Annotated in this window: 24 protein-coding genes; 14 read left to right on the top strand and 10 right to left on the bottom strand. The window is 61.4% G+C overall.

Translation table 11 applies throughout. The features are described 5' to 3' along the window. Positions 1-37: 37 nt before the first annotated feature. From FFM53_RS23660 to FFM53_RS37045, 5 genes are all read left to right on the top strand, one after another. On the top strand, positions 38-2,194 hold the full coding sequence (locus tag FFM53_RS23660) for a mechanosensitive ion channel family protein (protein ID WP_138387446.1): 2,157 nt from the start codon (positions 38-40) through the stop codon (positions 2,192-2,194). A gap of 54 nt (positions 2,195-2,248) precedes the next feature. Continuing rightward, positions 2,249-2,650 carry a hypothetical protein gene (locus tag FFM53_RS23655; RefSeq protein WP_138329109.1) on the top strand — a complete coding sequence of 134 codons (402 nt, stop codon included), beginning with the start codon at positions 2,249-2,251 and terminating at the stop codon, positions 2,648-2,650. A 106-nt stretch (positions 2,651-2,756) separates the two neighbouring features. Next, on the top strand, positions 2,757-3,404 hold the full coding sequence (locus tag FFM53_RS23650) for a MarC family protein (RefSeq protein ID WP_138329108.1): 648 nt from the start codon (positions 2,757-2,759) through the stop codon (positions 3,402-3,404). A gap of 332 nt (positions 3,405-3,736) precedes the next feature. Beyond that, positions 3,737-3,937: a hypothetical protein gene (locus FFM53_RS23645; protein WP_026157393.1), complete on the top strand. Its 201-nt coding sequence runs from the start codon at positions 3,737-3,739 to the stop codon at positions 3,935-3,937. A 293-nt stretch (positions 3,938-4,230) separates the two neighbouring features. Continuing rightward, entirely contained in the window at positions 4,231-5,250 is a 1,020-nt protein-coding gene (locus FFM53_RS37045; protein ID WP_003540607.1) for a GlxA family transcriptional regulator, read from the top strand. Positions 5,251-5,391: 141 nt separating this feature from the next. Here the strand turns inward: FFM53_RS37045 and FFM53_RS23635 are convergent, their stop codons facing one another. Continuing rightward, entirely contained in the window at positions 5,392-6,723 is a 1,332-nt protein-coding gene (locus FFM53_RS23635) for a diguanylate cyclase (protein WP_003540608.1), read from the bottom strand. Positions 6,724-6,903: 180 nt separating this feature from the next. Then, positions 6,904-7,734, bottom strand: coding sequence for a response regulator (locus FFM53_RS23630; protein WP_138387444.1), 831 nt, complete (start codon positions 7,732-7,734; stop codon positions 6,904-6,906). Between the two features lie 347 nt (positions 7,735-8,081). Between FFM53_RS23630 and FFM53_RS23625 the strand changes: the two genes are divergently transcribed. Beyond that, positions 8,082-9,065, top strand: a complete 984-nt coding sequence (locus tag FFM53_RS23625; RefSeq protein ID WP_138387442.1) for a squalene cyclase — start codon at positions 8,082-8,084, stop codon at positions 9,063-9,065. Here the strand turns inward: FFM53_RS23625 and FFM53_RS23620 are convergent. The 3 genes from FFM53_RS23620 to FFM53_RS23610 all read right to left on the bottom strand — a co-directional run bounded on the left by FFM53_RS23620 (position 9,051) and on the right by FFM53_RS23610 (position 10,846). After that, positions 9,051-9,665, bottom strand: coding sequence for a TetR/AcrR family transcriptional regulator (locus tag FFM53_RS23620; RefSeq protein ID WP_138387441.1), 615 nt, complete (start codon positions 9,663-9,665; stop codon positions 9,051-9,053). The genes FFM53_RS23625 and FFM53_RS23620 overlap by 15 nt on opposite strands. A 19-nt stretch (positions 9,666-9,684) precedes the next feature. After that, a complete protein-coding gene (locus tag FFM53_RS23615; protein WP_138329103.1) occupies positions 9,685-10,188 on the bottom strand; it encodes a DinB family protein in 504 nt (167 codons plus the stop codon). Positions 10,189-10,321: 133 nt separating this feature from the next. Then, positions 10,322-10,846: a DUF6428 family protein gene (locus FFM53_RS23610; protein ID WP_138329102.1), complete on the bottom strand. Its 525-nt coding sequence runs from the start codon at positions 10,844-10,846 to the stop codon at positions 10,322-10,324. A 42-nt stretch (positions 10,847-10,888) separates the two neighbouring features. Here FFM53_RS23610 and FFM53_RS23605 point away from each other — a divergent pair, with 42 nt between their 5' ends. From FFM53_RS23605 to arsK, 7 genes are read left to right on the top strand one after another with little or no spacing between them, the layout of a single operon-like run. Continuing rightward, on the top strand, positions 10,889-11,245 hold the full coding sequence (locus FFM53_RS23605) for an ArsR/SmtB family transcription factor (RefSeq protein WP_003540616.1): 357 nt from the start codon (positions 10,889-10,891) through the stop codon (positions 11,243-11,245). Beyond that, on the top strand, positions 11,242-11,772 hold the full coding sequence (locus tag FFM53_RS23600) for an arsenate reductase ArsC (RefSeq protein ID WP_017988649.1): 531 nt from the start codon (positions 11,242-11,244) through the stop codon (positions 11,770-11,772). Before FFM53_RS23605 ends, FFM53_RS23600 begins: the two co-directional genes overlap by 4 nt. Then, positions 11,772-12,215: an arsenic resistance N-acetyltransferase ArsN2 gene (gene arsN2, locus FFM53_RS23595; RefSeq protein ID WP_138329101.1), complete on the top strand. Its 444-nt coding sequence runs from the start codon at positions 11,772-11,774 to the stop codon at positions 12,213-12,215. The genes FFM53_RS23600 and arsN2 overlap by 1 nt, the downstream gene beginning before the upstream one ends. Then, a complete protein-coding gene (locus tag FFM53_RS23590) occupies positions 12,212-12,919 on the top strand; it encodes an aquaporin (RefSeq protein ID WP_138329100.1) in 708 nt (235 codons plus the stop codon). Before arsN2 ends, FFM53_RS23590 begins: the two co-directional genes overlap by 4 nt. Next, positions 12,916-13,344 (top strand): arsenate reductase (glutaredoxin), encoded by a 429-nt coding sequence (gene arsC, locus FFM53_RS23585; protein WP_138329099.1) that lies wholly within the window; start codon positions 12,916-12,918, stop codon positions 13,342-13,344. The genes FFM53_RS23590 and arsC overlap by 4 nt, the downstream gene beginning before the upstream one ends. Further along, positions 13,319-14,044: an arsenical resistance protein ArsH gene (arsH, locus tag FFM53_RS23580; RefSeq protein WP_173883633.1), complete on the top strand. Its 726-nt coding sequence runs from the start codon at positions 13,319-13,321 to the stop codon at positions 14,042-14,044. The genes arsC and arsH overlap by 26 nt, the downstream gene beginning before the upstream one ends. After that, positions 14,041-15,273 (top strand): arsenite efflux MFS transporter ArsK, encoded by a 1,233-nt coding sequence (gene arsK, locus FFM53_RS23575; RefSeq protein WP_138329097.1) that lies wholly within the window; start codon positions 14,041-14,043, stop codon positions 15,271-15,273. Before arsH ends, arsK begins: the two co-directional genes overlap by 4 nt. Positions 15,274-15,294: 21 nt before the next feature. Here the strand turns inward: arsK and FFM53_RS23570 are convergent, their stop codons facing one another. The 5 genes from FFM53_RS23570 to FFM53_RS23550 all read right to left on the bottom strand — a co-directional run bounded on the left by FFM53_RS23570 (position 15,295) and on the right by FFM53_RS23550 (position 21,917). Further along, positions 15,295-15,561 carry a hypothetical protein gene (locus FFM53_RS23570; RefSeq protein WP_064250899.1) on the bottom strand — a complete coding sequence of 89 codons (267 nt, stop codon included), beginning with the start codon at positions 15,559-15,561 and terminating at the stop codon, positions 15,295-15,297. Between the two features lie 112 nt (positions 15,562-15,673). After that, positions 15,674-18,262, bottom strand: a complete 2,589-nt coding sequence (locus tag FFM53_RS23565) for a mechanosensitive ion channel family protein (protein ID WP_138387439.1) — start codon at positions 18,260-18,262, stop codon at positions 15,674-15,676. A gap of 92 nt (positions 18,263-18,354) precedes the next feature. Then, entirely contained in the window at positions 18,355-18,906 is a 552-nt protein-coding gene (locus FFM53_RS23560; protein WP_138387438.1) for a DUF924 family protein, read from the bottom strand. Between the two features lie 222 nt (positions 18,907-19,128). Then, positions 19,129-20,193 carry a sensor histidine kinase gene (locus tag FFM53_RS23555; RefSeq protein WP_138329094.1) on the bottom strand — a complete coding sequence of 355 codons (1,065 nt, stop codon included), beginning with the start codon at positions 20,191-20,193 and terminating at the stop codon, positions 19,129-19,131. Between the two features lie 278 nt (positions 20,194-20,471). Then, positions 20,472-21,917 carry an MFS transporter gene (locus tag FFM53_RS23550; protein ID WP_138387437.1) on the bottom strand — a complete coding sequence of 482 codons (1,446 nt, stop codon included), beginning with the start codon at positions 21,915-21,917 and terminating at the stop codon, positions 20,472-20,474. Positions 21,918-22,594: 677 nt separating this feature from the next. Between FFM53_RS23550 and FFM53_RS23545 the strand changes: the two genes are divergently transcribed. Then, complete coding sequence (locus FFM53_RS23545) at positions 22,595-23,920, top strand: ABC transporter substrate-binding protein (RefSeq protein WP_138387436.1); 1,326 nt, start codon at positions 22,595-22,597, stop codon at positions 23,918-23,920. Positions 23,921-24,000: the final 80 nt, after the last annotated feature.

Raw genomic sequence — 24,000 nt, 5'->3', positions numbered from 1 at the left:
ACCGGCAAACTGACGTTCATAGAGATCAGGATAGACAATGCCACTACTTTCCAAGATCCGCATATTTAGACCGCTTTTCACTGGGGCTGCCCTGGCGTCGGTTCTCCTTTGTGCCTCTATTGCCGTGGCGCAGAGCGTGACGCCTGCAAGCCCACAGCCGGAAAGCGTCCAGCGCTTTATCGGGATGTTCTCGGATCCTGATGTCCAACGCTTCCTGCAGCAGCAGTCGCAAGCAGCCAAGACCGCGGCGGAGACGCCCTCTGAAACCCCGAACGCCGACCCTTCATTCTCGGAATTCGCGATGCGGTTCCGTGCCCACGCCTCCGGCCTTCTCGGCGCTATCCAATCCTTTCCCCTGGAGACGATGCGCGGCGGGACCGTGCTCGAACGGGACATCCAGGCGAACGGCGGGACACGGCCGATCTTCCTGGTCGCGGCCTTCGTCGCCGTCGGGCTGGCCGCGCAATGGCTGTTCTGGTGGATCAGCGCCGGCTGGCGCTCGTGGATGGCACGCGCGCCCTTTGCCACGGTTCGCGAAAGGGTGATCGCACTGGCCGCGAGGATTCTGTGGGCGGCATGTTACGTCCTCTCCTTCGGGCTTGGCAGCATCGGCTTCTTCCTGCTGTTCCAATGGCCACCTGTTATCAGGGAGATCGTCGTCGGTTACCTCTTCGCGATCGTCGTCTTCCGCCTGGCGAGCGCGTTTTTCGACGTGCTTCTGGCGCCACGGGCGGAGGAAGAGGGTCGGTTCCGTGTCGTCCCGATCACCAAGGATGCCGCCGGCCACTGGGCTAAACGCCTGGGCTATCTCGTTGGCTGGTATGCCTTTGGCTGGGTGACCATCCGCCTGCTCGGCACTCTCGGCTTTTCCGTCCCGGCCCGGCAACTCGTGGCCTATTCGCTTGGCCTCGTGCTGCTCGTCATCGGCATCGAAGCTGTTTGGAGACGTCCGTCCCGATTGTCTGCCGGCCAAGCCAGCCGGATCGGCCTGCGCGCGCGGAACTGGCTCTGGACGGTCTACTTCGTCGCCGTCTGGCTGCTATGGGTGGTGGGAGCCATGAAGCTGTTCTGGATCGCGGTGGTCTGTGCCGCCCTGCCCGGGGCCATCGCCCTCACCAAGGCGTCGGTCAACAATATTCTGCGCTCTTCCGCTGAGGAAGAGGACGGCCACAAGAAAGGCACCGTTGTCTCGGTAATCGTCGAGCGCGGTATCAGGGCAGCGCTGATCGTCGGAGCGATCGTTCTGCTCGCGGATGCCCTGGATATCAGGCTCACGCAGATGACGATGCAGGATTCGCCGTTTCTACGCCTCGTGCGCGGCCTCCTTAGCGCTGGGATCATTCTCCTGATTGTCGATCTCGCCTGGAGCGTCGTGAAGGTCATGATCGATCGCAAGCTCGGCGACACCGAGGCCGTCCTTGAGGTCGGCAGCGAACGGGAGCGGCGGCGCACGCGTCTCAGAACCCTGCTGCCGATCCTTCGCAATTTCCTGATGATCCTCTTCGTCGCCATCGCGATCATGATGGCATTGTCGTCGCTCGGCGTGGAAATCGGCCCGTTGATCGCAGGTGCCGGCGTGGTCGGCGTCGCCATCGGCTTCGGGGCACAGACCGTGGTCAAGGACGTCATCAGCGGGATGTTCTACCTGCTGGACGACGCCTTCCGGGTTGGCGAATATATCCAGAGCGGCAGCTATAAGGGCACCGTCGAGTCCTTCAGCTTGCGGTCCATCAAGCTCAGGCACCACCGCGGCGCGGTCTACATCGTCCCGTTCAGCGAACTCGGAGCCGTCCAGAATATGAGCCGCGACTGGGTGATCGAGAAGATGACGATCACCATTACCTACGATTCCGACATCGAGAAGGCCCGCAAGATCATCAAGAAGATCGGCCTGGAACTGTTCGAGGATCCGGAGTTCAAACCGACCACGATCGAGCCGCTGAAGATGCAGGGGATCGACAGCCTGGGCGACTCCGGCCTGCTTCTGCGGATGAAGGTCATGACGCTTCCGGGCGAGCAGTTCACGCTGAAGCGGCGAGCCCTGCGGATGATCCATCAGGCCTTCAACGAAAACGGCATCAAGCTCGCCGTGCCGACCGTCCAGGTCTCAGGCGGGAAGGACGACGCTGTTGCAGCCGCTGCCCAGCAGACGCTCGCAGCGCAGAGTGCGGCGACCGCCGCGAACCCGGCCTGAGAGCGGCACTCTTCAGGCCGTGAAACAGGACACAAAGCAATGGGAGGAAATGAGATGAAGATCCTGGACATCCTGTCGCACACGCTTGCGACACTTGCCGTGCTGATGATGGTCTGCGCGCCCCTCCTCGTTCCCGCGACGGCAGAAGCGGCACGCCGTGGCGTAGCGGCATGCGGCCCGAGAGGCTGTGGTGCTGCAGCCTGCGGGCCGCGCGGATGCGCTGCAGTCGGGCGCACCCGGCCTGCCGTACGGCCGCCCGTCCGGCGCGGCGTCGTCGTCGTCGCCCCACGCCGCTACTGGCGTCCGGGCACTGCCATCGCCGCAGGTGCTGCCATCGGCTTCGTCGCTGGAGCTGCCGCCGTTTCACTGGCAGGTACGCCTCCGCAATCCGGTCAATGCTGGTACTACACCTCGCCCGCTAAGACGACGGGCTTCTGGGACGTATGCCCGCGCTGAGCGGCTCGCAGAAAGACTGGCGAGCCCCTTGGTCCTCTTCGTCACCTCCCTCCCCAAAGTGGGGAGGCCCCGATTTTCGCATCACAAATTTTAGAGGGTACGTTCCATGGATTTCACAGTCATCGACACCGCACTCGTCGGAAAACTTCTGCTGCTGCTTCTGATCGGCATGGGGCCGAAGATCGCCCTGGTGCCGTTTCTGGAAAAGACTCACGCCTTCGATACCGAAACCAAGGTGCGCATAGGCCGCCAGATGGTTCTGATCGCCGTCGTCACGGCGCTGATCCTTTTCGCCACCGGCGCTCTGCTGATGCGGCTTCTCCATATCACGGGCGGCGCGGTCGCCGTCGCCGGCGGCATCATCCTCGCGCTGATCGCGATCAAGATGGCATCAGGACCGACAGAGAAGCCGCACGACGACTTTGCGGCGCCCGTCGATCCCGATAAGCTGGCCGTATTTCCGCTCGCGGTTCCCTACCTGCTCAATCCTGTCGGCATCACGGTCATCATCATCGCCTCCGGCGAAGTCGTCTCGATCGCCAGCGCGATACTTGTCACCGCTCTGATCCTGATCGTTGGCGCGTTCGACTATCTGGTGTTCACCAACATCGACAAGCTCGCCAAGCGTATGAAGCCAGTCACCATGATCGTTTCAGAGGTCGTCTTCGGCATTCTGCTGACCGCAGTCGCCGTCCAGTTGATCGTCGCCGGGCTTGGAAATCTTGGCATCATCACCCCAACTGCGGCACATTAGATGAGGATGACTTGCGGCCGGGCCAGTCCAAAAATCTGAACCCGGATTTATCAAAGAGACCGCGCCGAAAGCCGCTCGGTTTTCGGCGTCATGCTCAGCTGCGGATTTGCTATCCCCCTGCGTGGAAAGCCCGGGGATTAAGGTCGGTGAAAAGACTGCAAAACGTGTTCACCGATAGCCGCCGGGCGCACGACGATCATTCAATATCTCTGATGTTATCCATAAGTTCTATTCGTTTGAATGATGGGTTTCCAAGGCCCATATTGTGATCATGGACATGGACGAACCTCCCATTGACGACCATGTCCCTGACCCAAGAAAGGAACCGGAAAATGACCACGCTCACCTATCGCGGTGGTGGTAAGTCCCTCACCTCCAGCGAAAGCCGCTTCGACCTGGCACATTATGCCCGTAAGCTTGTGCTCGCCTGGACGCGCTGGCAGACGGCCCGCGAAATCGAAGCCATGCCCTTCGACATTCGCAAGGACATCGGCTGGCCGAGCACGGACGACAACAAACACCGGACCATGTAATGAATGCGACATTCCTCCCAAGATAAGGGCGGCGCCTGCCTCGTGCAACGCCGCCTTTTTCGTGGTCTGACCATCCATTCCTAAGCCATTTTCAACATTAAATTCCAGCCGCCTATCAGCCTGCCTTCTGCCTGCCCACGGCCATTCCGGCGGTTTGATCGGCCAAATCGCCGGCGATGTCGCATATTTGCTCTTCCCGGCCGCATTTTTCCATGCCAGTGTCGCTTTCAGGACATCGGCGCGACGCATTCCGCGCAACGAATGTGCCATCGCCCTCGAGCATGGATTTCGCTATGAACAGGATGCAGATCAAGAAGCGTTCGGTAGTCTTCTTTATGGTACCGCAATTCACCATGCTGCCCTTTTCGGCGGCCGTGGACACCTTGCGTATCGCCAATCGCATGCTCGGCTATCAGGCCTATACCTGGCGGCTGACCTCCGTCGATGGAGAAAAGGTCTATTCCTCCTGCGGCATCGGCGTCGAGGCCAATTCCTCGCTCGCCGAGGAGCGCCGTCATCTTGGCGGCGAAAACCGGCCGGGCATGGTGCTCGTCTGTTCCGGCATCGATGTCGAGCAGTTTAACAACAAGTCTGTCAATGCCTGGCTGCGTGAATGCTACAATCGCGGCGTCGCCGTCGGCAGCCTCTGTACGGGCGCGCATGTGCTTGCCCAGGCCGGTCTCCTGAACGGCAAGCGCTGCGCCATCCACTGGGAAAACCTGCCGGGCTTTTCGGAAGCCTTCCCGCAGGCGGAGGTCTATGCCGATCTCTACGAGATCGACGGCAATCTCTACACCTGCGCCGGCGGTACCGCCTCGCTCGACATGATGCTGAACCTCGTCGGCGAAGATTTCGGCGAAAGCCTTGTCAACCGTATCTGCGAGCAGCACCTGACGGACCGCGTGCGCAATCCGCACGACCGCCAGCGTCTGCCGCTGCGAGCCCGCCTCGGCGTGCAGAACGCCAAGGTGCTGTCGATCATCGAGCTGATGGAAGGCAATCTCGCCGAGCCGCTGTCGCTGATCGAGATCGCCGACGGCGCCGGCCTCTCGCGCCGCCAGATCGAACGGCTGTTCCGCCAGGAGATGGGCCGCTCGCCGGCCCGCTACTATCTGGAAATCCGCCTTGACCGTGCGCGCCACCTTCTGGTGCAGTCCTCGATGCCGGTCGTCGAGGTCGCCGTCGCATGCGGCTTCGTCTCGGCCTCGCATTTCTCCAAGTGTTATCGCGAACTCTACCATCGCTCGCCGCAGCAGGAGCGTGCCGAGCGTAAGATGACCATGGCGACCGCGCGCCAGGCGGTCGCCGCCTGAGACAATAAGACGGGCCGTCGCCGCTTGAGACCAATAAGACAGCCGTCGCCGATTGAGACATTGAAAAGCTGATCTCGCCTGACGCAAAAGATCGTCGCCGCCTGAGATTGAGGGCGGCGGCTTGGCCCCGCCTCAGAGGCGCTATTGCGCCGCCTCTTCCGTCATCTTGGCATCGGAATAGACCTGGTTGCGGCCCCTGTGTTTGGCCATGTAGAGAAACTGGTCGGCGGCGTTGAGGTAATTCTCGAAGGTTTCGTAACCGGCGATCTCGGCGATGCCGATCGAAATCGTGACGCCGAGTTCCTCGTCGTCGGCCGTGACCTTCAGCCGCGAAATGTCCGAGCGGATCTCGTCGCAGAGCTTGGTCGCGGCTGCCGAATCCATCTGCGGGAAGAGGATGGCGAATTCCTCACCCCCGAGCCGCGAGAGAAGATTGTCGCTGCCCTCGAAGATCGTGAACAGCCTGTTTGCGACAGCCTTCAGCACCTTGTCGCCGATCTCGTGGCCATAGGTATCGTTCAGCCGCTTGAAATGGTCGATATCGAGAATGGCGACGGAACTCGGCACCTTCAACCGCAGGCACTCGTTCACCAGCTTCGGGCCGTTGTCGTAGAAATAGCGGCGGTTATAGAGGCCGGTCAGATAGTCGCAGGCCGCCGCTGCCCTCAGCTGCCGCATCTGCGCCAGCGTTTCGGCATTGTTGGCGATGCGGCATTGCAGCTCCTCGGCGACGAAGGGCCGGTAGACGAAATCGCTGGCGCCGGCCTTGAGGAAACTCGCCGAAAGCATGCGGTCGTTGGAAGAGGAAACGCCGATGACACGCAGCCTGTCCGAACCGAAACGATGGCGGATGCGCCGCGTCAGTTCGTAGCCGCTCATATCGGGCATGTGGTGGTCGGTGACGACGAGCTCGATATCGCTGTAGGCCTCGAGCGCTGCCAGCGCCTCGAGCCCCGAATTTGCCTCGACGACGAGATATTGTTGTGCCTTCAGGAGGTCGACGAGCACCTGGCGCGCCGAGACGACATCGTCAACGACGAGCACCCGCGTCTTGCGGTTGGAGATCGCCCGCCGGACGGTGGCGACCAGATTGTCGAGCGCGAATTCATTGTCCTTCAGCACGTAATCGATGACATTGCGCTCCATGATTTTGTTGCGCGTGTTGAGATCGAATGTCGCGGTGAAGACGATCGCCGGGATATCGTGCTCGATCGTGCAGTCGAGCGCTTCACCATAGGGCGAATCCGGCAGGTTGAGATCGACGACGGCCATGGTGTAGCCGTGAGCGTCGTCGGCAAGTTCCTTGCGAAGAGCCTTCAGCGACGGGCAGGATTTGACGGCAAGGCCGAGTTCCGTCTGGAACCGGTGACAGAGCACCGCGGAAAACATCCGGGAATCTTCAACCAGAAGTATTTTAAGCCCGCCGGAGCGTAACCCGATACCATCCCGCTGAAAATCCGCTTGAAAAGCCACAGCCGCTACTCCCCCATGCGTCCGACGGGCGCGACTCGGCCCTCTCCCCGGCGGGGACGATAACCGAGAGGCCTGTGCGCGTGAAGGGGACAAATAATGGCGCTATTACTTGTAATTGCAAAAATTCGACGACTGTCCCCGACCGTCATTTCCGCCCCCCTGGCGATACTGGAGGGGCCGTCAGGCAACCGCCCGTTCCTTGCGCATCGATTGAATTTGCAGCAGCGTATCGAGGTTCTGGTTGACGCGGCAGTAGAACTCCTCGTCGATGAAGGGACGCAGCATGAAATCATTGCCGCCGGCCTTCAGGAATCGTGCTGAAAGCAGCCGGTTCGAAGAGGAGGAAACGCCGATGATGCGCAGTTCGTGCGAGCCGATACTGGCGCGGATGCGCCGCGTCAGTTCGAAGCCATCGATGTCGGGCATGTTGTAGTCGGTGATGACAAGGCCGATATCGCGGTTGACCTTCAGGATCTCCAGCGCCTTGCCGCCACTCTCGGCGACGCTGACACGGAAATTGTAGCGCTTCAGCCGGCTCGACAGCAAAGCCCGCGCGGTCGCGCTATCGTCGACGATCAGCACGTGGTGGCGATGATTGGTGAGGAAGCGGCATATCGATTCCGCCAGAAGATCGACGGCGAAGATATTGTCCTTGAGGATATAGTCGACGATATCCTTGGCCATCAGCTTGTCGCGCATGTTTTCATGGAAGGTGCCGGTGAAAACGATGGTCGGGATGGAGAGATCGACCAGATATTCGAGCGCTTCGCCGTTTTCGGCGCCGGGCAGGTTGATGTTCGAGATCGCCAGCGTGATCGGATCGGAAGACTTGTCGTAGGAAACCTGCAGATCCTCGAAGCTGCGGCAGATCTCGACATCGATGTCGAACAGCTCCTTGAGGCGTTTGCTGATCATCGAGGTGAATACGTTGGAATCTTCCGCGACAATAATACGCGCACCCGCAAACATTTCCCCGGAATATTGCATCCCCGAAATACCTAGAAACGCCATAGCAAACCTTTGATGTAAAATCTGTCCCCGGATCAAACTGATACATCAATTGATTTGAGTAATTATTAATCGACGCGCCTGGATATAAATGAAGAGGCGGCCCGATCGGGCTGCCTCCGACTTCTTTGCGGATATGATTAAGAAATCGGGCGCGAAGCGCCGCATTCTCGGCATCGAAAAGGCTTTCGCCGACAACCGTCGCATTATAGGTCGAACCGAGGTTTTGATCTTCAGCTTCGTGCCTTCCTTGGCGCAATACGGCTGCCGACGAGCCCACCCGGCTGGCACCGCTCGGCCGAAGCAATTATAAACGAGCCATCGACCCCGACCCGCCGACAGGTTCGCCCATGATCCAATCCGACCCGGTAATCGCATGGCTTCTCGACTCCGACCCGTCGATCCGATGGCAGGTGATGCGTGACCTGCTCGATGCTCCGGAGCGGGAGTGGATGACTGAGCGGGCCAAAGTCGAGACCGAGGGCTGGGGCGCAAGGCTGCTCTCCTGCCAGGACGAGGACGGGCAATGGGCAGGCGGCGCCTTCCTGCCCGCCGGTTTCGACCCGCGCGAGTGGAAGGAGCATGGCCAGCCGTGGACGGCCACGACCTTCTCGCTGTCGCAATTGCGCGAATTCGGTCTCGATCCCGCCTGCGATTGCGCCAAGCGCACCGTCAAATTGATCGGCGCCAACGCCCGTTGGGAAGAAGGCGGCCAGCCCTATTGGGAAGGCGAAGTCGAAGAGTGCATCAACGGCCGCACCGTTGCCGATGGCGCCTATTTCGGGATCGACGTCTCACCCATCGTCGACAGGCTGGCCGGCGAGCGTCTCGAGGACGGTGGCTGGAACTGCGAGCGGATCAATGGCTCCGTCCGCTCGTCTTTCGCCAGCACCATCAATGTGCTGGAAGGTTTGCTGGAATACCAGAGATCGACCGGCGGCACGCATCAGTCTCGAGAGGCGCGCAGGACGGGTGAGGAGTTTCTGCTGGCCCGCAACCTCTTCCGCCGCCTTGGCACCGGCGAGCCGGCCGACGAACGCTTCCTGCGCTTCCCGCATCCGAACCGGTGGCGCTACGACATTTTGCGCGCGCTCGACTATTTCCGCGCCAGCGCGATCCTGACCGGCGCCGATCCCGATCCGCGCCTCGGCGTGGCGATCGAGCACCTGCGTTTCAGACGCTTGCAGGACGGCAGTTGGCCGCTCGACGAGAGCCCTGCCGGTCGGGTGTGGTTCGAGGTCGATGACGGGCAAGGCAAGCCCTCACGGTGGGTGACGCTCCGGGCGATGCGGGTGCTCAGATGGTGGAATGCCCGGCCCTCAATCAATGCCTGACGGCAAATCCAGCGAGCGCAGGAAATGCGCCTCGATAGCGCCCAGCAATTCGGCACGATCGGACGGTGTCTCCGCGATGCCGGGCTGATTGACCACACCGTGCAGGGCGTTGAACAGAAACACCGCCGTAAAGCCGGGATCAATGACCGACCAGGCATTCTCGCCAGCACCGGCGGCAAGCAATTCGGTCAGATGATCAATCAGGATGTTGCGCGAAAGCCCCTCCTTTGTTGCGGGAGGGGCTGCCACGAAGGCGAGATGATGCAGCCCAGCCGCGTCGAGATAGCCGGTGGCGCATGCCGTCGACCAGGCCGCCAGCTTCCCGCACCAATCCTCTTGCCTCCGTCCTTCGACCGCCACGATGATGCCATCCAGCACACCCTGCACGAAACGGGCGCGCAGTGCCTGAAGAACATCAGCCTTCGAGGAGAAGTGCAGGTAGAACGTGCCCTTGGCGACCCCCGCCCCGGTCGTGATCTCCTCGATCGTGGTCTGCTCCAGGCCCTTTTCCAGAAACAGCCGCTCGGCCGCGGTCATGAGCTCGTCACGCCGCTCTTCGGGGGGTTTGGTTCTCGGTTTTGAAACAGGATTGGCCGGCATCGGCAGGACTAGTCCACTCTCATTGGCGGCGCGTGGGATCGGTCCTGTGCAGGTAGCCGGTAAACACGTCGCGCATTGCGGTGCTCTCGATCTCAGGCAGCAGACGACCGACTTCGCCGCGATGATAGCCGGCATGCGTCACCACATGGGCCAGCATCTCCTCGCGGGACATGCGTCCGCGTCCGCCATCGGTGAAGGTGAAGTCGACGACCTCCTCCATTTCCTCGGGCGTTATACGCGAGGTGTAATCGATATACCAACGGTCCGTATCTTGGATATCGAAGGACAACTGCGCCAAAGCCGGCACTTCGCTGCTCCAGCTCGCCGCATAGGAGTGATCCAGCCGTTGAAGATTGGCGGCGAAGATCCGATCGACGAGATGGGCGTGATTGAGGACGCGAAGGGCCGATCGGAACTCGTCGGATCGCGCCTCCACCCCGAGCGCGTTCAAGGCATCGAGAAGCTCGTCGTCGACGCTGGCTTTGTATTGGAACAGAGAGTTCAACAGTGTCTGCGCGCTCATGGCGATCTCCGGATGTGAACTGGATGCCGCCGGCATACCACCGGCAGCCTCCATCTACATCACTGACTGGTGGTCAGTCAATACACTTCCGATCTCTCTGCCACTCTGCCCTGCCGCGCGATCTTATGTGTCGTTACGCACAGCAGCCGCTCGCTGCCGCTTGTGGCCCGCAGCAGGCCGCCGCCCTGCTGTTTTCCTCTGCCAGCCAGCGATCGCGCGGCTTGCAGCTTGCCGGCCGCGGCGAAAGCGTAACATGGACGGCGCCGGCGCGAAGAACCGGCATCGCCGCGCAATAAAGCTGCATTGGCCGCACGCCGTCGCTGACTTCGAAGGTCAGCTTCGCCGAACCATCCAGTTGCACATGATCGGAAACCTTGCGGATGATTGCATGGAACTTGCCGGCCGGCATATGCGTGCGGTCGGCTTCCTCGATATCCCAGAGCTGGATGAAGATTTCCGCCCACGCTTCGGGATTGGCGCCGCAATCCAGGCCTGAGAATTGGCCCGCCTTGACCTCGGTGACATGATAGCCAGGCTTCACCGCCTTGCCGTCATAATAGAAAATCAGCGGAGAATCCTTGGCGCCGGTAAGCACACTGAGCAGCAGGCCGAGATCGATGTCGTTCTCTTGAATTTTGCTGTTGTCGATGACGTTCATTTGCGCTAATCCTCGTTTCAATGATTCAAGGATTATTGAAATATGGATCAACGTCAAGCCCTCATCGCATTCGGCGCGCTCTCGCAGGAAACCCGCCTTCACATCGTCCGCATGCTCGTAGTTTCGGGTCCCGACGGCATGGCGGCAGGCGCGATCGCTGAAAAGGCGGAGGTCTCGCCCTCTAATATCTCCTTCCACCTGAAGGAGCTCGAACGGTCGGGCCTGATCGCGCAGCAGCGTGAATCCCGGTCGATCATTTACACCGCGAACTACGAGGCGCTTGGCGGCTTGGTTCGCTTCCTGATGGAAGATTGCTGTTCCGGGCATCCGGAAATCTGCGCACCTGCCGCGGAGGTTGCGGCCTGCTGTACCCCTAAAATGAAGGAGAAACTGCAATGACCCCTGACCGCGTTTACAATGTGCTCTTTCTCTGCACGGGCAATTCTGCCCGCTCGATCCTGGCGGAATCCATCCTGGAGACCGAAGGCAAGGGTCGATTCAAGGCCTATTCGGCCGGCAGTCAGCCGAAGGGTGAAGTCAATCCCTATGCGCTGAAGGAGCTTGCAGCGCAGGGCTACCCAACAGTCGGTTTCCGCTCGAAGAGCTGGGACGAATTCGCCGAACCGGGCGCTCCGGAGATGGACTTCATCTTTACGGTTTGCGACAGCGCTGCCGGCGAGGCTTGTCCCGTCTGGATCGGTCATCCGATGACCGCCCATTGGGGCGTCGAGGACCCCGCTGTCGTCGAGGGCAGCGAAGTCGACAAAGGCCGCGCTTTCGCGCAGGCCGCCCGCTTCCTCAAGAACCGGATCAGCGCCTTTTTGAGCCTGCCTCTTTCCTCGATCGACAAGCTCGCCCTGGAATCGCACCTGCGCCAGATCGGCACAATGGAAGGCGCCAGCATTAAACAGCCCAAGGCGAGCTGATGGGTTTCGAATTGAACCAGCAGGCCTTGGAAGGGCACGACGACAGACTTCGCGGCGCGCTCGCAGGCGCCGGGCTTCCGGTCGATGACCTCACAGACGCCGGCCGAAGCTTCTATCGGTTTTCACGTGGCGGCGAGACGGTCGGCTTCGGCGGGCTGGAACTCTATGGCGAGACTGTACTCCTGCGTTCCATTGTCGTGCTGTCCGATCAGCAAGGTTTTGGCTTCGGCCATGCGATCACCCGTGGCCTGCTCGATCAGGCCCAAAGGAAAGGCGCAACTGCCGCCTATCTGTTGACAGAAACAGCCGCCCCCTTCTTTCAATCGCTCGGTTTTCGTTCGATCGCCCGTGATGAAGCGCCGGCCGAGATTCTGACGACGCGGCAGGCCGCAAGCCTGTGCCCGGCATCGGCCGCCTTGATGGTCCGGAGCCTGCCGGCATGAGCGCGCCGGTGTTCCCCCCGTCTCGACGACTGGTCGCCGAAGCGCTCGGCACGATGCTGCTCGTAGCAACCGTCGTCGGCTCGGGCATCATGGCGGATAGCCTGACGGACGATACGGCGCTTGCGCTGCTCGGCAATACGCTGGCAACGGGGGCAATCCTCGTCGTCCTGATCACGATCTTAGGCCCGATTTCCGGGGCTCATTTCAATCCGGTCGTGTCGCTGGTGTTTGCGCTCCGGCGCGAACTGCCTGCCTCCTCCCTTCCCGCCTATATCGCGGCGCAGATCGTCGGCGGCATTGCCGGGACGATGCTCGCTCATGCGATGTTCGCCCTTCCCGTGCTGCAGGCCTCGGAAACCGTGCGCACCGGCGGCGCGCAATGGCTCTCTGAAGTGACGGCAACCTTCGGCCTCGTCTTCGTCATCTTAGCCGGTGTGCGCTATCGCGCCGATGCCGTGGCATGGCTGGTCGGCCTTTATATCACCGCCGCCTATTGGTTCACCGCCTCCACGTCCTTTGCCAATCCCGCCGTCGCGATTGCTCGATCGCTGACGCACACCTTTTCCGGCATCCGCGCGATCGATCTACCGGGCTTTATAGCCGCTGAAGTCCTCGGCGCCTTGCTGGCGCTGATCCTTGCGGGATGGCTGCTGATGGAAGCCCGCGATCCTGAAACCCTCACCAAGACGGAATCCGCCTCATGACCATAGATGTTACGATCTATCACAACCCCGAATGCGGCACTTCGCGCAACACGCTTGCGATGATCCAGAACGCCGGCATTGAGCCGAACGTTATCGAATATATGAAAAACCCGCCGTCGCGCGAGCAGCTAATCAAGGTGATTGCGGATGCAGGTTTGAGCGTTCGCGAGGCGATCCGCGAAAAGGGCACGCCCTATGCGGAGCTCGGCCTCGACAACCCTGATCTTACCGACGAGCAATTGCTCGACGCGATGCTGAAAGATCCGATCCTGATCAACCGGCCCTTCGTCATCACGCCGCTCGGCACGCGCCTGTCGCGGCCGTCGGAACTTGTCCTCGAAATCCTGCCGGAGACGCATCAGGGCGCCTTCACCAAGGAGGACGGCGAGAAAGTGCTCGATGCCGGAGGCAAGCGCATTGTCTGATCTGCCTGCCGTATCGCCGATGCATCTGCATCAACCGGATATGGACGCGCTCAGGCCGGCGTTCTCGACGCACAAGCCGCGCATCTTGATCCTTTATGGCTCCCTGCGAGCAGTGTCCTACAGCCGCTTCCTCGCACAGGAGGCCGCGCGGCTGCTCGAATATTTCGGCTGCGAAGTGCGCATCTTCAATCCGGAAGGTCTGCCGCTGCCTGATGCGGCGCCGGCGAGCCACCCAAAAGTTCAGGAGCTGCGTGAATTGTCGGCATGGTCTGAAGGCCAGGTATGGGTCAGCCCCGAACGTCATGGCGCGATGACCGGCATCATGAAAGCGCAGATCGACTGGATTCCATTGTCGGTCGGCTCGGTCCGGCCGACGCAAGGCAAGACGCTGGCGGTGATGCAGGTCTCCGGCGGCTCCCAGTCCTTCAATGCGATAAGCCAGCTCCGCATTCTTGGCCGTTGGATGCGGATGATCACTATCCCCAATCAGTCCTCGGTCGCCAAAGCTTTCCAGGAATTCGACGCGGACGGCCGTATGAAACCCTCGTCCTATTACGACCGCGTCGTCGACGTCTGCGAGGAGCTGGTGAAGTTCACGCTGCTGACCCGTGATGCCTCGAACTATCTGACCGACCGCTACAGCGAGCGGAAGGAAGAAGTCGAAAAGCTCGAACAGCGTGTGAGCCTCAGATCCCTATGACAATCAGCACCGAACGACCGCCGGTAGCGGCCATCGCCGCGCTCGGGCTGACGCAGATCATCGGATATGGATCGCTCTATTACAGCTTCAGCATCCTCGCCCCCGACATGGCCCGTGATCTCGGCTGGTCATCGGAATGGATCTTCGGCGCGCTCTCCGCGGCCCTTCTGATCGGCGGTCTGGCCGCACCTCTCATCGGCACGTGGATCGATCGCTTCGGCGCCGGCAGGATCATGACATCAGGCTCGGCGATTGCCGCCGCCGCCCTCGTCGCCTGCGCCTTCGCGCCGGGAAAGATCGCTTTCGTCGCGGCATTGATCGGCATCGAGATCGCCTCGAACCTGGTGCAATATGGCGCAGCCTTCGCCCTGCTCGTGCAGATCAGGCCGCAGGTCGCACAGCGCAGCATCACCTACCTGACGCTGATCGCCGGCTTCGCCTCGACCATCTTCTGGCCGATCACCACGGCGCTGCATGCGCATCTCTCATGGCAGAACGTCTATCTGATCTTCGCCGCGCTCAATCTCGTCGTCTGCCTTCCCATTCATGCTTGGCTCTCCCATGGCGTCAGCCAAACCAAGAGACGACATGCACACGAAACCGCAAAACGCGTCGAGCCGAGCCTTCCGCCGTCGGTGCGCAGGCCGGCCTTTATCCTGATGGTGACGGGCTTTGCTTTGGAAAGCTTCGTGAACTCGGCACTTCTGGTTCACATGGTGCCTGTCATGTCGGCACTCGGCCTCGGCGCCATGGCAGTGGTGGTCGGGACGCTCTTCGGTCCGTCACAGGTGCTGAGCCGCCTCATCAACATGGTCTTCGGCGAGAGCTTGTCGCAAGTGATGCTGGCGATCATCTGCGCCATCCTGCTGCCGGCAGCCCTTGTCATCCTTATCGCCACCGCACCCTCGGTGCCGGGCGCGCTGGTCTTCGCCGTCGTCTTCGGCCTCGGCTCTGGCCTTAACAGCATCGTCTACGGAACCTTGCCGCTCGCGCTCTTCGGAAGCGATGGCTACGGCCGGCGGCAAGGACAAATCATGTCGGTCCGTCTCGTCGTCTCCTCGATGGCGCCGTTCGCGCTCGCCTTCCTGATGGGTAATCTCGGCGTATCGTGGTCGCTGTCGATCGCTGCATTGCTCAGCACCGTCGCCGTAGCCGCATTCTTCGCCATTATGCGGCTGACGCGCCCGGTTGCCCGGCCGGAAACTGTTCCCCATCCCCGAGAAGCTTGAGCGCATTAATCAGGACGGGCGCTACTTGACGACGGCCGAGCCCTTGACGATGTCGATCGTCTCGCCGCCGTCGAGTCCGATGCGGTCGCCGTCGGGCGTTGTCATGAAGCAGCCGGAAGCACAGAGGTTTTCCGAAGCGCCGGCATCGACCACGACCTCGACGCGCTGGCCGCTCTCGGTGATGACGAGCACGACGGCGGCTGGATCGGTGTTGGTGATGGATGCCGCTTCAGCCGCGGGTGCGGCAAGCAGCGGGATAAGCAGAACGGCGGCAAACCTTGCCATCATGTGCGGCGGCGCTGGCGCGCCCTCCCCTCGAACGATCGGTGCTGCCCCCGGCAGCGATCCCGATAGTGGAGATCATGCACATATAGCTGTGAATGATGGCTGAATGACCCGTTCAGCCTTTCCGATTGCCGTCCGCCGTCTTGCTGCGCAATTGCCGCACCGGCTGCTCTTCCTCCTCCATGGGCGTGTCCGCCGAGTTTTCCTGCTCGTTGGGTTGATCCCTGCCCGCATCGGCAAGCGCGGGACGAGCCTCTCGATGGATGGTAAGATCGGTCTGTGGCAGCGGGATCTCGATGCCCTCGGCCTTGAAGCGCTTAAGGATCTCGATCCTGAGATTGTTGCGCACCGCCATGCCGTCACCCATGTCGGCGAGGAAGAAACGCAGCTCGAAATCCAGCGAATAGGGGCCGAAGCGCAGGAATTCGACATGCGGCTCCGGATTGCGCATGACGAGCGGTATCTTGGCCGTCAGTTCCAGCAGGATGTCCATCACCTGCTGCGGATCGGCGTTGTAGGCGACGGAAACCGGGATTTCCGAGCGGCCGATCTTGTTGCGGTGCGTCCAGTTGCCGACGAGGCCGTTGATCAAATCAGAATTCGGCACGATGATCGACTGCTTGCGGAAGGTCTCGATCTCGGTGGCGCGCACCGAAATGCGTTTGACGATACCTTCGGCGGTGCCGGAAACGACATGGTCGCCGACTTTGAACGGCCGTTCGACGAGCAGGATCAGGCCGGAGACGAAGTTGGAGACGATGTTCTGCAGACCGAAACCGATACCGACCGAAAGTGCGGAAGCGACGAGCGCGAAGCTCGACAGGTCGATGCCGGCCGCCGAAACGCCGATGATCGCTGCTATGCCGACGCCGAGATAGCCGATGCCCGTCTTGACCGAATTGCGCACGCCAAGATCGACATGGCTTCTGGCCATCACATTGCCATCGAGCCAGCGCTGCAGCCAGCGCGTCAGCAGGTAGACGCCGGCAAACAAGAGAATGCCGGTGCAGATGCCGAGCAGCGAGATGCTGATACCGCCGAGCCTGACCTCGGTGAACAGCCGATAGGCAAGAATCTGCAGATCCTGCACATGGAAGCCCCAGAGCAGCAGGATCAGCGGGATGCCGACGAGAAGCGCCACCGCATAGATGGCAAGGCCGACGAGCAGGCCAGCCTGATCGATCGCCACCGGCCCGAGCTTGAAGCGACGCGTCAGGAAGCTTGCGAAGAAGGTATCGCCGAAGCTTTCCTGCCTTGATATCGCCTTGCCGGAGAGCAGGCCGACATACATGGTGGCGACCAGCGCGCCGGTGATGATGAGCTGCGTGGCGACGAAGCGCGCGAGCCCGACATAACCCGTGAGCGCTGTGAGGATGAGGCCGGCGCCGACGACCCGCAGGATGATCGCCATGCCGCGAGGCCAATGCCGTCCCGGCGCATCGGGATCGCCGTTCTTCGCCAGCATCGGTCTGCCGAAGGAGACCGCGATCAGGATCAGGCCGATGATCAGCGCAGCAATCAGGCTTCTGACCACGGTCAAGACCAGCGGCGAGCCCATCGCCTCGCCGATCGTGCCGAAGAGGTAATCGAGCGCGTTGACGATCGCCATCGCCAGCAGGCAGTAGCCGATCGAGCGCGCGCCGAGATTGGAAAGCCGCACGAGCCGCCAGCGCGGTTCGCGCGGCGCGAAGATGGCGTTGACGAAGCGGCCGACGAAATAGACAAGCCCGATCGCCCCGAACAGGGCGCCGATGACAGGCGCGATATCGGGCCTCAGCACATTGAACCCGTTAAGGAAAAAGAACGAAGTAACGAGCAGCACCGAGAGCGCCAGCGTGCGGATCAACGTCGACCAGAAGGCGATCGACAGCCGGCCGATATAGGACGGATTCTCGACAGCCTCGTCGCGGCGCAGGTAGGAGCCGAACAGCCGGTAACTGCCGGAGAGTAGGATCAGCGCCGCGGCGAGCGACAGGAAGATCGCGGCAAACATTGGGAAACGCTTAAATTTCCAGACGAAGGTGGCCCAGCTCGACAGAGCCTGCGTGAATTCGCTGGCCTCGTGCACGAAGGCGCTGCCGGCATCGTCGAGCACCGAGACCGAAATCTCGGTGCGTCTGAGCAGCGTATCGGCAAACAGCCGCCGCCGCATCTCGGTAATCTCGTTGACGAGCTTCGTCACCGTGATCGAGAGGTTTTCGGCATCGCCCGTCAGCGCGTTGATCTGCGCGCGTTCGGCGGCGAGCGCGTTGCGCTCTTGGGTGACGATCTCGGCTTCAGGCGGCTGCCCGTCCTTCGGCGGATCGCCGATCTCGGCAAGCCGGTTCTTGATCTGGTCGAAACGCGGCCTCAGATTGACCGATATGGTGATGACGGCGCGACTGAGCTCGTCGGCCTTGGTCGCAAGCCCGACCAGGGCATCGTCATTGTCGGCATTCTGCTTGACGCCGTCCTGAAGCGCCGTCAGCTGGACCTTCGCCTTGTCGATTTCCTTTGTCGCTTGGTCGAACGGCATATCGGCGAGCGGCGCCTGCGCCGCCGCCGGTGCCTGCGCCGCCGCCGGTGCCTGCGCCGCCGCCGGTGCCTGCGCCGCCGCCGGTGCCTGCGGCTCCTGTGCGAAGGCCGCAGCACCCTTGAAATGCGCGCCGGCGACCGCCAGCGTCAGCAGAAGAATGGTGCGAAGCAGAATCGGTCTCAGCCGCAAAAGCGCCTCCGGGAAAGGTTGTCGTCGGAATAGAATGCCAGCTTGTCTTAGTAAAGAAAGGCGACAGAAAGGCGGAAGCTCCCTGGAAACCCTTAGAAACCGGCATTGGGCCGGGAGAGATAGTCGCATTCCTCAGCCGTCGACTCGCGTCCGAGCATGGCATTGCGGTGCGGAAAGCGGCCGTAGGCGGCGATCACGTCGCGGTGGCGGATCGCATAATCGAGATATTCCGCATCGCCGAGGGCGTCGAACAGTTCCACCGATCGCTCCTGCTCCCCAAGGTCCTCGGCATGTTCGAACGGCATGTAGAAAAAGGTACGGCATGCGGCCTCGACCGCCTGATCGGCGCCCGATGCAAGCGCGAGCTTGGCTTCCCGAAGCGCCAGACCATCGGTCGCGACGGCAAGCGCAGTGCCGCGATAGATGTTGCGAGGAAACTGGTCGAGCACGATCACAGCCGCCAGCCGGCTCTCCGCATCCCCCCGCCATTCGGCGCCAACACCGGCCGCAAGAGCCAGATGGGTATCGCGGAAGCCTTCGCGGATCTCCACGTCGAGTTCCGGCGTCGAGCGGAACCACAGCTCCGGGCCGCATCTCACGAACCAGAAATCATACACTTCGCGTGGTGTGCGGATCGTCGCCATGTTTCCTCTTCCCTGGCGTTAGGAATGATGATGTTTTGTCGGTAAAATATTGTAGAGATAGGATAAATTCCGTTCCTTTCGCCCTTTCATCCGCCTGCCGGCACCTTCTCCCCGAGGGGAGAAGAGACTTGCGGCGGCGCCTCATTCCCCCTTCTACCCAGCGGGAAGGTGCCGGCAGGCGGATGAGGGGGCGGCAAACTCAGTGCCGGACGGGAAAATCCCCTACTTCCCCTCATGCAACGAAAACACCAGCGTCGCCTTGGTTCCGTCGTGGCCGGGATCATAGGCGAAATCCGATTTCAGGCTGGCGGCCATCGCCGTCAGGATGCGTGTACCAAGGCCGGTTCCCCTGGCCGGGCTCGACGGGTCGAAACCGGCGCCGTCATCCTCGACGATGACACGCAATGCCCCATCCGTCTGGTCGACGATGACGCGGATCTCGCCCGGCACGTTGTCCGGATAGGCATATTTAAAGGCATTGGTGACGAGCTCGCTGACGATCAGCCCGAGCGTGATCACCTTGTCGGTCGCCAGATTGACCGGCTGCGCGGTGAGGACGATCCGGTGCGGCCGCTTGTCGTCGCGCATCGAGGTTTCGAGTTCGGTGAGCAGGCTGTTCAGATATTCATCGACCTGTACCGAGCCGACCTGGCGATTGGTATAGAGCCGGCGGTGCACGCTGGCGATGGCGTTAATCCGCATCTGCGTTTCGTGCAGCGCGTCGATCGCAACCTGATCCGTGGTCATCGAGGATTGCATGCGGATCAGCGCGCCGACGAGGCCGAGGCTGTTGGCGATGCGGTGATTGACTTCGGTGAGCAGCATTTCGGCAAGGTCGCGCTGCTGGCGGATCACCTCCTGCGCCTGCGCCGTCTCGCGGCGAAAACGCGCTCGTTCCAGCGCCTGTTCAAGGGCGGCGGCGAGCAGGTCGAAATAGTCGGGTGAGATCCCTTTGAGCATGTAGTCGTCGGCGCCGGCCTTCAGCGCCGCGACCGCGATGCTGGTATCGTCCGAACCCGTCGCATAGATGACCGGCGGATGATCCGGCATCGCCGTGATGCAGGGCAGAATGTCGAGGCCGGTTTCGCCCGCCAGGACATGATCGAGCACGACGGCGTCGATACCGCCTTCGCCCAGTCTTGCAAGGCCGGCAGCGCCGCTCTCGGCCCACTCGACCGAAAAGCCGCGCCGGCGCAGGTTTTTCTGCATCAGTAGGGCGAGCCCCTCGTCGTCGTCGATATAGAGGATGTGGATCAGGGCATCCGCATCGCCGCTAGAATTGCTCATTCGGTCTCCCGGCGTTTTCTCGCAGCGACGACCGCCCGCAAGCGTCCGAGTCGTCCGCATGGCAATGTCGTATTGCATTGGCGGCCTGGGGTAAACAGCGGTTATCCCTCGCTCTTGTCGCAGGCGGCGCAGAAGGAGGATGTCGGGAAGCCGGCATTTTCAGACATGACCCTGGCCTGGGGAGGATCCCTGTGGAAGTCGTTGAAGGAGATGGGGAAACGAAAAACCTGAAATGAGATGCATGAACGCCGAGCGGCCCGATTGGTTCCGCGGATAAGCTAATTTTTCTGGAATTTCCGATGGCCTGAAACTTCGGCTCCCGCCTCCGCCGGCAATTGCAGGAAGCGCAGAGACGAGACGACGCCGATCACGCCGACCACGATGAAAGCCCAGCGGAAATCGGCAAGGACGGGATTGTCGGCGCCCCTGAAAGCCGAGGCAATGTTGAGCACGGCCGCCGCCACTGCCACGCCGAGCAGCATCGATACCTGCTGCAGCATGCTCGACAGCGTCGAGGCCGAGCTTCGCTGCGCCGGGCCGATATCGGCGAAAGCCAGCGTGTTCAGCGCGGTGAATTCCATCGACCGCGACAGGCCGGCGAGAAAAAGCAGCGCATGGATGAAAAACGGCGGCGTCGCCGGCGAGAGGAAACCGCAGCCGGCGATCGAAAATGCTGCGATCAGCCCATTGACCCCAAGCACTGTGCGAAAGCCGAAGAAGCGCAGCAGCGGCGTCGTCACCGCCTTCATGCTGAAATTGCCGAGGAAATAGACGAGCAGATAGGTGCCGGCGGCAATCGAACTCAGGCCGAAGCCGAGCTGGAACAGCAAAGGCAGCAGGAACGGCGTCGCATTGATCGCCATTCGGCAGGCCGTGCCCGCCGACAAAGTCGACATCGAGAAGGTCTGGATGCGGAAGGCTGAAAGATCGAGCAGCGGATTGTCGACGGCGAGGAAATGCCGCGTCGCCATGACTGACAGCACGATGCCCGCCGCCAGCATTGATATAATGGGCAAAAGCCCGCCGTCCCATTTTACCGAGAGTTCGAGGGCGGCGAGCAGAAAGGTCAGCCCGGCGGCGCTCAGCACAAAGCCCACGAGATCCAGCCGGCCGGGATTGGTTTCGCGCTGCTCCGGCACGAAACGCAGCACCAGCGCGATGCCGAGAATGCCGATCGGGATGTTGATCAGGAAGTTCCAGTGCCAGCTGGCGTAGGTCGTGATGAAGCCGCCGAGCACCGGGCCGATCACCGGCGCCGTCAGTGCCGGCCAGGTGATCAGCGCGATCGCCTGGACGAGTTCCGACTTGCGGGCATTCTTCAGCACGATGATACGCCCGACCGGCGTCATCAGCGCGCTGCCCGCCCCCTGCACGGCGCGCCACAGCACGAATTCCGCAAGGCTGCCGGACAGCCCGCAGAACAGCGAGGCGCCGGTAAAGACGGCGATCGACATCAGGAAGATGCGGCGCGCACCGAACCGGTCGCCGAGCCAGCCCGACAGCGGAATGAAGGCGGCCATCGTCAGCATGTAGACAGTGATGCCGATGCTCATCGACACCGGCTGCACGTTAAAGCTTGCCGCCATCTGCGGCAGCGAGGTGGTGACGATCGTGCCGTCGAGTATCTGCATGAAGAAGGAAACGGCAACGACCAGTGCCACGATCTTCGCCTGGCGGCCGCTTGCCGCCTCTTGCCCATTCTCGCTCGTCTCTGCCGTGGTCATCGATCTGCCAATGAAAATTCAGGATGACGCGGCAGGAAAACGGGAAGGAAGCCGATCGGAGATCTGCCGCGCGGAGGAGCGCGGACATGGAAAGCCGCGCACTGGCTGAATACGCCCGTTGCATCCGGCCGGAAAGGCTAAATCTCGCACTACGCAGGAATATTCCCGATGCGGCCCGATACCTAGAGCATGATGCCGAAAAGTGTGAGCGGTTTTCGGACGACATCATGCTCTAACTATACAACGTGGAACAGGATGATTTTAGGCCGACCCGGCCTAAAATCATCCTGTTCTAGCGGCGTCGACCCAAGAAAGGATTCAAGAAAAAGGCCCCACCGAAGCGAGGCCAAGCTTGAACCGCTCCGGGGAAAAACAGGAGCGGCGTGCAGTCCATACCGTGCGATCGATGTCGCAACGAGGCCAGATGTCGCTGCATCGGTACGCTCGCCAAAGATTTTTTCGCGATCCGCCAAAAAAAGATCGCCCCAAACTATCCACCCATGTGGTGCAACACCTGTCGCATTGCAGCAACGATTGGCGCTTGCAATGTTTATAAAAATTGATATCACTAAACATATTGCTAAACATGATGATTGAGGAGTTCATGTGAGCATTCTCTGAAGTGGGTGAACATGCGACGCCGGCGGGGAGCCGGCCCTTGGTTCTGGGAGGAACTTATGCAGAAAACATCGAAAGCCCTTTTCGGGCTGGCCACGGCATTCGTCATGTCGTCGGCATTGCCCAATCTCGCCAAAGCCGATGAACTGACGCTGTGCTGGGCCGCATGGGACCCCGCCAATGCGCTCGTCGAGCTGTCGAAGGATTTCACCGCCAAGACCGGCACGCAGATGATGTTCGAATTCGTTCCCTGGACGAGTTACGCCGACCGCTTCCTCAACGAGCTGAACTCCCATGGCAAGCTCTGCGACCTCATCATCGGCGACAGCCAGTGGATCGGCGGCTCGGCCGAGAACGGCCACTACGTCAAGCTCAACGACTTCTTCGACAAGGAAGGCATCAAGATGGATGACTTCGTGCCGGCGACAGTCGTCGGTTACTCGGAATGGCCGAAGAACACGCCGAACTACTGGGCGCTGCCTGCCATGGGCGACGTCGTCGGCTGGACCTACCGCAAGGACTGGTTCGAAAAGCCGGAACTGCAGAAGGAATTCAAGGAGAAGTACGGCCACGATCTCGCAGCCCCGAAGACCTACGACGAGCTGAAGCAGATCGCCGAGTTCTTCCAGAAGCGTCAGATCGACGGCAAGACCGTCTACGGCGCCTCGATCTATACCGAGCGCGGCTCCGAAGGCATCACCATGGGCGTCACCAACGTGCTCTACGACTGGGGCTTCCAGTACGAGAACCCGCAGAAGCCCTATGACATGGAAGGCTTCGTCAACTCGGCCGACGCGGTTAAGGGCCTCGAATTCTACAAGTCCCTCTATGATTGCTGCACCCCGCCCGGCAGCTCCAACGTCTACATGGTCGAATCCGCCGACGCCTTCAAATCCGGCCAGGTCGCCATGCAGATGAACTTCGCCTTCACCTGGCCAGGCCTCTACAAGGACGAGAAGGTCGGCGGCGACAGGATCGGCTTCTTCCCCAATCCGGCTGAAAAGGCGCACTTCGCCCAGCTCGGCGGCCAGGGCATCTCGGTGGTCTCCTACTCCGACAAGCGCGACGCAGCCCTGCAATACATCAAATGGTTCGCACAGCCAGACGTGCAGGCCAAATGGTGGGAACTCGGCGGGTTCTCCTGCCTGAACTCCGTCGTCAACGCGCCGGGCTTTGCCAAGAGCCAGCCTTATGCCCAGGCCTTCCTGGACTCGATGGCGATCGTCAAGGACTTCTGGGCCGAGCCGAGTTACGCCTCGCTGCTGCAGGCCATGCAGAAGCGCGTCCATAACTACGTGGTCGCCGGCAACGGCACCGCCCAGGAAGCGCTCGACGGTCTGGTGAAGGACTGGAGCGACGTCTTCAAGGACGACGGCAAGATCTAGTGCCCGACGGGACCGGCGGCATCCCTCTGCGCCATCCTCACCAGGTTGGCGGCCCGGTTCGGCAGACGAGCCGGGCCGCC

The sequence above is a fragment of the Rhizobium indicum genome, assembly GCF_005862305.2.
Classification (GTDB): Bacteria; Pseudomonadota; Alphaproteobacteria; order Rhizobiales; family Rhizobiaceae; genus Rhizobium; species Rhizobium indicum.
This window is presented reverse-complemented; position numbering and strand designations above follow the sequence as displayed.

Excerpts from the sequence above, each read along its gene's own strand:
- FFM53_RS23660 (WP_138387446.1), top strand. The coding sequence starts at position 38 with ATGCCACTACTTTCCAAGATCCGCATATTTAGACCGCTTTTCACTGGG.
- FFM53_RS23655 (WP_138329109.1), top strand. The coding sequence starts at position 2,249 with ATGAAGATCCTGGACATCCTGTCGCACACGCTTGCGACACTTGCCGTG.
- FFM53_RS23650 (WP_138329108.1), top strand. The coding sequence starts at position 2,757 with ATGGATTTCACAGTCATCGACACCGCACTCGTCGGAAAACTTCTGCTG.
- FFM53_RS23645 (WP_026157393.1), top strand. The coding sequence starts at position 3,737 with ATGACCACGCTCACCTATCGCGGTGGTGGTAAGTCCCTCACCTCCAGC.
- FFM53_RS37045 (WP_003540607.1), top strand. The coding sequence starts at position 4,231 with ATGAACAGGATGCAGATCAAGAAGCGTTCGGTAGTCTTCTTTATGGTA.
- FFM53_RS23630 (WP_138387444.1), bottom strand. The coding sequence starts at position 7,734 with ATGGCGTTTCTAGGTATTTCGGGGATGCAATATTCCGGGGAAATGTTT.
- FFM53_RS23625 (WP_138387442.1), top strand. The coding sequence starts at position 8,082 with ATGATCCAATCCGACCCGGTAATCGCATGGCTTCTCGACTCCGACCCG.
- FFM53_RS23620 (WP_138387441.1), bottom strand. The coding sequence starts at position 9,665 with ATGCCGGCCAATCCTGTTTCAAAACCGAGAACCAAACCCCCCGAAGAG.
- FFM53_RS23615 (WP_138329103.1), bottom strand. The coding sequence starts at position 10,188 with ATGAGCGCGCAGACACTGTTGAACTCTCTGTTCCAATACAAAGCCAGC.
- FFM53_RS23610 (WP_138329102.1), bottom strand. The coding sequence starts at position 10,846 with ATGAACGTCATCGACAACAGCAAAATTCAAGAGAACGACATCGATCTC.
- FFM53_RS23605 (WP_003540616.1), top strand. The coding sequence starts at position 10,889 with ATGGATCAACGTCAAGCCCTCATCGCATTCGGCGCGCTCTCGCAGGAA.
- FFM53_RS23600 (WP_017988649.1), top strand. The coding sequence starts at position 11,242 with ATGACCCCTGACCGCGTTTACAATGTGCTCTTTCTCTGCACGGGCAAT.
- arsN2 (WP_138329101.1), top strand. The coding sequence starts at position 11,772 with ATGGGTTTCGAATTGAACCAGCAGGCCTTGGAAGGGCACGACGACAGA.
- FFM53_RS23590 (WP_138329100.1), top strand. The coding sequence starts at position 12,212 with ATGAGCGCGCCGGTGTTCCCCCCGTCTCGACGACTGGTCGCCGAAGCG.
- arsC (WP_138329099.1), top strand. The coding sequence starts at position 12,916 with ATGACCATAGATGTTACGATCTATCACAACCCCGAATGCGGCACTTCG.
- arsH (WP_173883633.1), top strand. The coding sequence starts at position 13,319 with ATGCCGGAGGCAAGCGCATTGTCTGATCTGCCTGCCGTATCGCCGATG.
- arsK (WP_138329097.1), top strand. The coding sequence starts at position 14,041 with ATGACAATCAGCACCGAACGACCGCCGGTAGCGGCCATCGCCGCGCTC.
- FFM53_RS23570 (WP_064250899.1), bottom strand. The coding sequence starts at position 15,561 with ATGATGGCAAGGTTTGCCGCCGTTCTGCTTATCCCGCTGCTTGCCGCA.
- FFM53_RS23560 (WP_138387438.1), bottom strand. The coding sequence starts at position 18,906 with ATGGCGACGATCCGCACACCACGCGAAGTGTATGATTTCTGGTTCGTG.
- FFM53_RS23555 (WP_138329094.1), bottom strand. The coding sequence starts at position 20,193 with ATGAGCAATTCTAGCGGCGATGCGGATGCCCTGATCCACATCCTCTAT.
- FFM53_RS23550 (WP_138387437.1), bottom strand. The coding sequence starts at position 21,917 with ATGACCACGGCAGAGACGAGCGAGAATGGGCAAGAGGCGGCAAGCGGC.
- FFM53_RS23545 (WP_138387436.1), top strand. The coding sequence starts at position 22,595 with ATGCAGAAAACATCGAAAGCCCTTTTCGGGCTGGCCACGGCATTCGTC.